Raw genomic sequence first — 4,851 nt, forward strand, 5'->3', positions numbered from 1 at the left:
CCATCCGACCCCCACCTCGATCCCCGACCTGACGTCGAGATCGAGAGTGAGATCAACAGGACTCCAATTCGGGGACGCTGACCGGCGTGTCGCCAACCCGGTGAACGTTCATGGTCAACGCACTAGCCAATCTGGAGCCCGAAGACGTTCAGCAGGGTATAGATCCCGAGCAGTCCGATCGCGATGCTGCTCACGACGAGCAGGACGTTGAAGGTGCGCCCGCCGTAGAGCCTCGGGTCGATCTCGGTCTTCCGCAGGTACCAGACCGCGATGACCACGGCGACGAGGAAGACGCCGGTCATCACCCCGCCGATCTGCACCATGATGACCGGTGACTGGATCGCCAGGTAGGCCACCGCCCAGACGATCGGCAGCGCGACGGTGAAGATGCGGATCCACCGCAGCCGCGCCACGGGGTCCTGCCAGTCGAGCACGCCCATCGTCGCCAGCAGGTTCACGTACATCCGCGACCAGCTGGGGATCGCCGCCCACATCGTCGAGCCGAGGACGGCGATGGCGCCGATCAGGAAGATGACGCTGGCCCACGTCCCGAGGGTGTCGGTGTAGATGCGTGACAGCGTCGTGATCATGCCGTTGCCCTCGGGCACGAGGCCCTGGGGGTTCAGCACCGCCGCGCCCATGAGGTAGAAGGCCAGCGTGCCGAAGGTGTAGATGATCCAGGACACCAGGGCGTCCTTGTACATCACCTTGATCCACCCGTTGGCCCGGCGCGCCCACTCGTCGCTGCCGTCGTTGGGGCCTGCCCAGCGCGCGTAGCCCTTCTCCACGCACCAGTACGTGTAGAAGGTGATCTCGTCGGCGCCGACGCCGGTGATGCCGAACATCGCCATCGCGGCGCCTACCGCGCCTGCGGGGATCAAGAACGTCAGACCGCTGGCGAGGTCACCGCCGTCGTACGCGAAGGGCGTCAGCGGCAGGCCGAGCGCGATCAACACGGTGACGAAGGAGAAGACCACCACGAGGAAGACAGCACCGCGCTCGATGAGGGAGTACTTGTTCGAGTAGAGCATCGCGATGCTGGCGACGGCGATGAACGACGTCCAGATCAGCAGCGACGTGAAGCCCAGCGGATCGCCACCGATCGGCAGCAGGATGCTGCAGGCCACGGCGACGCCACCGATGATGCCGCCGAGCTGCAACAGCTTGGTCAGCGCCAGCAGCATCCACAGCACGTTCACCCAGCCCAGCCGACCTATCTTGGGCGGCACCCTGTTGTAGCCGGTGAGGGCGGGTTGCCCGGTGGCGATGGTCCAGCGGGCGAGCTCGACCTGGACGGCCACCTTCACGAACGTGCTGAAGATGACCAGCCACAGCAGCACGAACCCGGCCTGGGCGCCGAGCGTGGTGGTGGCGATGAGCTCACCCGATCCCACGATCGACGCGCTGAGGATCAGGCCCGGCCCGAGATACCGGAAGCTCGCCTTCCAACCGACGGGCGGTTCCTTGATCCCGTCAGCTGTGAGTGTGTAGGGGTCGGTCTTGTCTGATCCGATTGTGGAGGACATGCGTCGGCCTCCCTCTCGCCGGTCGGCAACTCATCTGATGTGTGAGCGGCATCATCGCTGCCCACCCGGGAGGCGTCAATGGTCCGACGACTTACGATTCAGTCTCCGTTGTCCAGACCGCAGCAGCGGGTAGATCAACACGAGCACGGTGACCACCAGCAACACGGCGCTGATCGGCCGGGTGAAGAACTGCGTGAGGTCCCAGTTGGTCTTGATCACACTCTGCATGAAGTTGATCTCGACGATCGGCCCGAGCACGAGCCCGAGCACCACCGGGGCCAACGGGAACCCGGTCCGTTCCATGGCGTAGCCGAGCACCCCGAGCAGCAGCATCACGAGGATCTCGAGGTACCCGTTGTTGATCGCGAACGACCCGACGACGCAGAAGGCCACGATCACCGGCATCAGCACGGCGGCGGGGACGCGCAGCAGCAAACCGCTGCCCCGGATCGCCAGGTAGCCGAGCGGCAGCAGGAGCAGGTTCGCCAGGATGAAGATCAGGTAGATCGCGAAGAGCAGCGGCGCCTGCTCGGTGAACAGCATCGGCCCCGGCTGGACGCCCTTGACCAGCAGCACCCCGATGAGGATCGCCGTGATCGTGTCGCCGGGGATCCCGAACGCGAGCGACGGCACGTAGGCGGACGCGAGCGCGGCATTGTTGGCCGAGCCCGCCGCCACGATCGGCTCGATGTGGCCCTCGCCCTTGCCGAACCGGTCGCCCTCGCGGGAGGCGTTCTTCGTGGCCGCGTACGACACCCAGGCCGCGATGTCACCGCCTGCCCCGGGCAGCGCCCCGATGCCGCCGCCGATGGCGTTGCCGCTGACGACGCCCTTCTTGTAGCGCCAGAGAGTGCGGAAGGTGTCGCGGAACATCCCGCGGGTCTCGAGCCGTACGGGCCGCACCCGGCCCGTCGGGTGCAGCACGTTGCGCAGCACCTCGGACAGGCCGAACAACCCGATCATCGCCGGGATGAAGCTGATGCCCTGCAGGAGGTCGGTGCTCCCGAACGTGAAGCGCGCGTAGCCGAGGGCGATGTCGATGCCGACGGTCGACAGCAGCAGGCCCACGAGCAGCGAGACCGCGCCCTTGACCTGGGAACCGCGGGAGATGATCACCGAGGCGGCGAGGCCGAGCACCGCCACCCAGAAGTACTCGTAGGAGGTGAAGCGCAGGGCGAACTCGGCCAGCGCCGGCGCCGCCGCCATCAGCACGACGGCGCCGACGATCCCGCCGATGGCCGATCCGACCAGCGCCACACCCAGCACGAGACTGCCGTGGCCGGCCTGCGTGAGCCGGTAGGCGTCCTCCGTGTAGGCCGCGCTCGCCGGTGTGCCCGGCATCCGCACGAGTGCCGACGGCAGGTCGCCCGCGAAGATCGCCATCGCCGACATCGTGATGATCGCCGCGATCGCGGGGAGCGGGTCGAGGAAGAACGCGAACGGCACGAGCAGGGCGGTCGCCAGCGTGGCGGTCAGCCCGGGGATGGCCCCGATGAACAGGCCGTACACGGCCGCGGCCAGTACGGCGATCAGCAGCGTGCCGTCGGCCAGCATGCCGAACGCGGCGACGAGGTCCTGGCCCATCGCCGCCCTACCCCAGCAACCCGGTGGGCAGCGGCACGAAGAGGATCTCCCGGAAGATCAGCACGATGACCCCGGTCGTGACGGCGGTGGCTGCGGCGGCGACCCACACCCGAGCGCCGAGCAGCCACATCAGCAGGAACAGCAGCGGCCCCATGGTGAGGACGAAACCCAGCGTCTCCGCCAGCAGCAGGTAGGCGACGACGAGCCCCAGCACGGCGAGCGCACGCAGTCGCGCCCCGGTGCCCGTGGCGGCCGCGTCCTCCGGTGCCGCGGCCCGGCGCGCCCGCAGGGCCCGGACGACCAGGGTCAGGCCGAAGACCACGAGCAGCGCACCGATGATCCCCGGGAACAGGGCTGGCCCCGGCTGGCCGTCCGGCAGTTCGGGGAAGCCCTGGACGTACAGCAGGACGGCGGCACCGAGCGCCGCGGCGAGTGCGCCGCCGAGCAGGTCCTGCCGCCACCACGCGTCGTCGGCCGTCCGGGCCGCGGTCGGCTCGGAGTCCCTCATGCCGCCAGCCCGGCGGCCTTCATGATCTCGCCCTTCTGGGCGTCCTGCTCGGCCATGAACGTCGCGAAGTCGGCCGGGCCCATCCACTCGATGCCGAAGCCGGTCGTCGACATGAACTCCTCGTACGCCGCGCCGTGGACGATCTCGTCGAGGTGACAGCTCAGCTCGTTCACGATCTCCTCCGGCAGCCCGTCGGGCCCCGCGATGCCGCGCCACGCGGCCATGGTGAAGTCGATGCCCTGCTCGGCGAGCGTCGGCACGTCCGGGAAGTCCGGGAGCCGCTCCTCACTCATCACGGCGAGGGCCTTGGCCCGCCCGGCCTCGATCATCGTCTGGTTCTCCACCAGGCTGGCGGTGGAGATGTCGATGCCGCCCGCCACGAGTTCCTGTAGCGCGGGTGCCGCGCCCTCGCTGGGCACCCAGCGGATGGCGTTCGGGTCCAGGCCTGCCTCGAGGAGCATCCCGGCCCGTGCCAGGTCCCAGATGCCGCCGCGCCCGGTCCCGGACGCGGTCAGACTCCCCGGGTTCGCCTGCGCCTCGGCGAGCAGCGCCTGGACGTCGGCCCACGGCGCGTCGGCCCGCACGGTCACGCCTGCGGGGTCGGAGTTGACCAGCGCGATCGGCGTCGACGCCTCGTGCGTGAGGTCGGTGAGCCCGAGCCAGTGCATCATCGTGATCTCGACGGTCGCGAGCCCGATCGTCGAGCCGTCCGGCCGGGCGGTGGCGATCGCGCTGTGCCCCACCACGCCGCCGCCGCCCGTGCGGTTCACGACGTTGACCTGGGCGTCGAGCCGCTCGGCAAGCTGCGTGCCGAGGAACCGGGCGACGCTGTCGGTGCCACCACCCGCAGCCCACGGGACGATCAGCTCGACGGGGCCCCGCGGGTAGTTCGGCGCGGTGTCGCAGCCCGCCGCGGCGGCGTCGCCACCCGCCTGCGTGCCGGAGCTCCCACCTCCGCCGCAGGCCGTCGCCACCACGGCGAGCGTTGCGGAGAGGAGAGCCAGCCAGGTGCGACGGGGCAGCGACATCGTTGAACGCTCCAGTCACGTTGCGATCAGCAGTACCCGATGATGTGCGCTCCGCCCGAATCGGGTCAATCGCCTCCTGCGACTAGAGCGTGTCCCTTGGATCATGGGACGGGGTCGCGGAGCCAGATCCTGATCGAGGCGACGTCGATGGTTCCGCGGAACATGTAGTCGCGCTTGTCGTAGCGGGTGGCGACCGCGCGGTGGC

General features: G+C 69.2%; 4 protein-coding genes. All 4 read right to left on the reverse strand.

Annotation, left to right across the window (positions count from 1 at the left end):
* Positions 1 to 122 precede the first annotated feature (122 nt).
* Entirely contained in the window at positions 123 to 1,526 is a 1,404-nt protein-coding gene (locus tag KME75_RS39990; protein WP_219420204.1) for an Nramp family divalent metal transporter, read from the reverse strand.
* A 75-nt stretch (positions 1,527 to 1,601) separates the two neighbouring features.
* Positions 1,602 to 3,110, reverse strand: a complete 1,509-nt coding sequence (locus KME75_RS39995; protein WP_219420205.1) for a tripartite tricarboxylate transporter permease — start codon at positions 3,108 to 3,110, stop codon at positions 1,602 to 1,604.
* Positions 3,111 to 3,117: 7 nt separating this feature from the next.
* The gene (locus tag KME75_RS40000; RefSeq protein ID WP_219420206.1) at positions 3,118 to 3,618 is read right to left on the reverse strand and encodes a tripartite tricarboxylate transporter TctB family protein; all 501 of its coding nucleotides are present in this window, start codon (positions 3,616 to 3,618) and stop codon (positions 3,118 to 3,120) included.
* Positions 3,615 to 4,646 (reverse strand): tripartite tricarboxylate transporter substrate binding protein, encoded by a 1,032-nt coding sequence (locus KME75_RS40005; protein WP_219420207.1) that lies wholly within the window; start codon positions 4,644 to 4,646, stop codon positions 3,615 to 3,617. Before KME75_RS40005 ends, KME75_RS40000 begins: the two co-directional genes overlap by 4 nt.
* Positions 4,647 to 4,851: the final 205 nt, after the last annotated feature.

Source organism: Pseudonocardia nigra (assembly GCF_019396355.1).
In the GTDB taxonomy this organism is placed as follows: domain Bacteria; phylum Actinomycetota; class Actinomycetes; order Mycobacteriales; family Pseudonocardiaceae; genus Pseudonocardia; species Pseudonocardia nigra.

Bases quoted from the DNA above. Each gene is read 5' to 3' on its own strand.
- KME75_RS39990 (WP_219420204.1), bottom strand. From the start codon at position 1,526: ATGTCCTCCACAATCGGATCAGACAAGACCGACCCCTACACACTCACA.
- KME75_RS39995 (WP_219420205.1), bottom strand. From the start codon at position 3,110: ATGGGCCAGGACCTCGTCGCCGCGTTCGGCATGCTGGCCGACGGCACG.
- KME75_RS40000 (WP_219420206.1), bottom strand. From the start codon at position 3,618: ATGAGGGACTCCGAGCCGACCGCGGCCCGGACGGCCGACGACGCGTGG.
- KME75_RS40005 (WP_219420207.1), bottom strand. From the start codon at position 4,646: ATGTCGCTGCCCCGTCGCACCTGGCTGGCTCTCCTCTCCGCAACGCTC.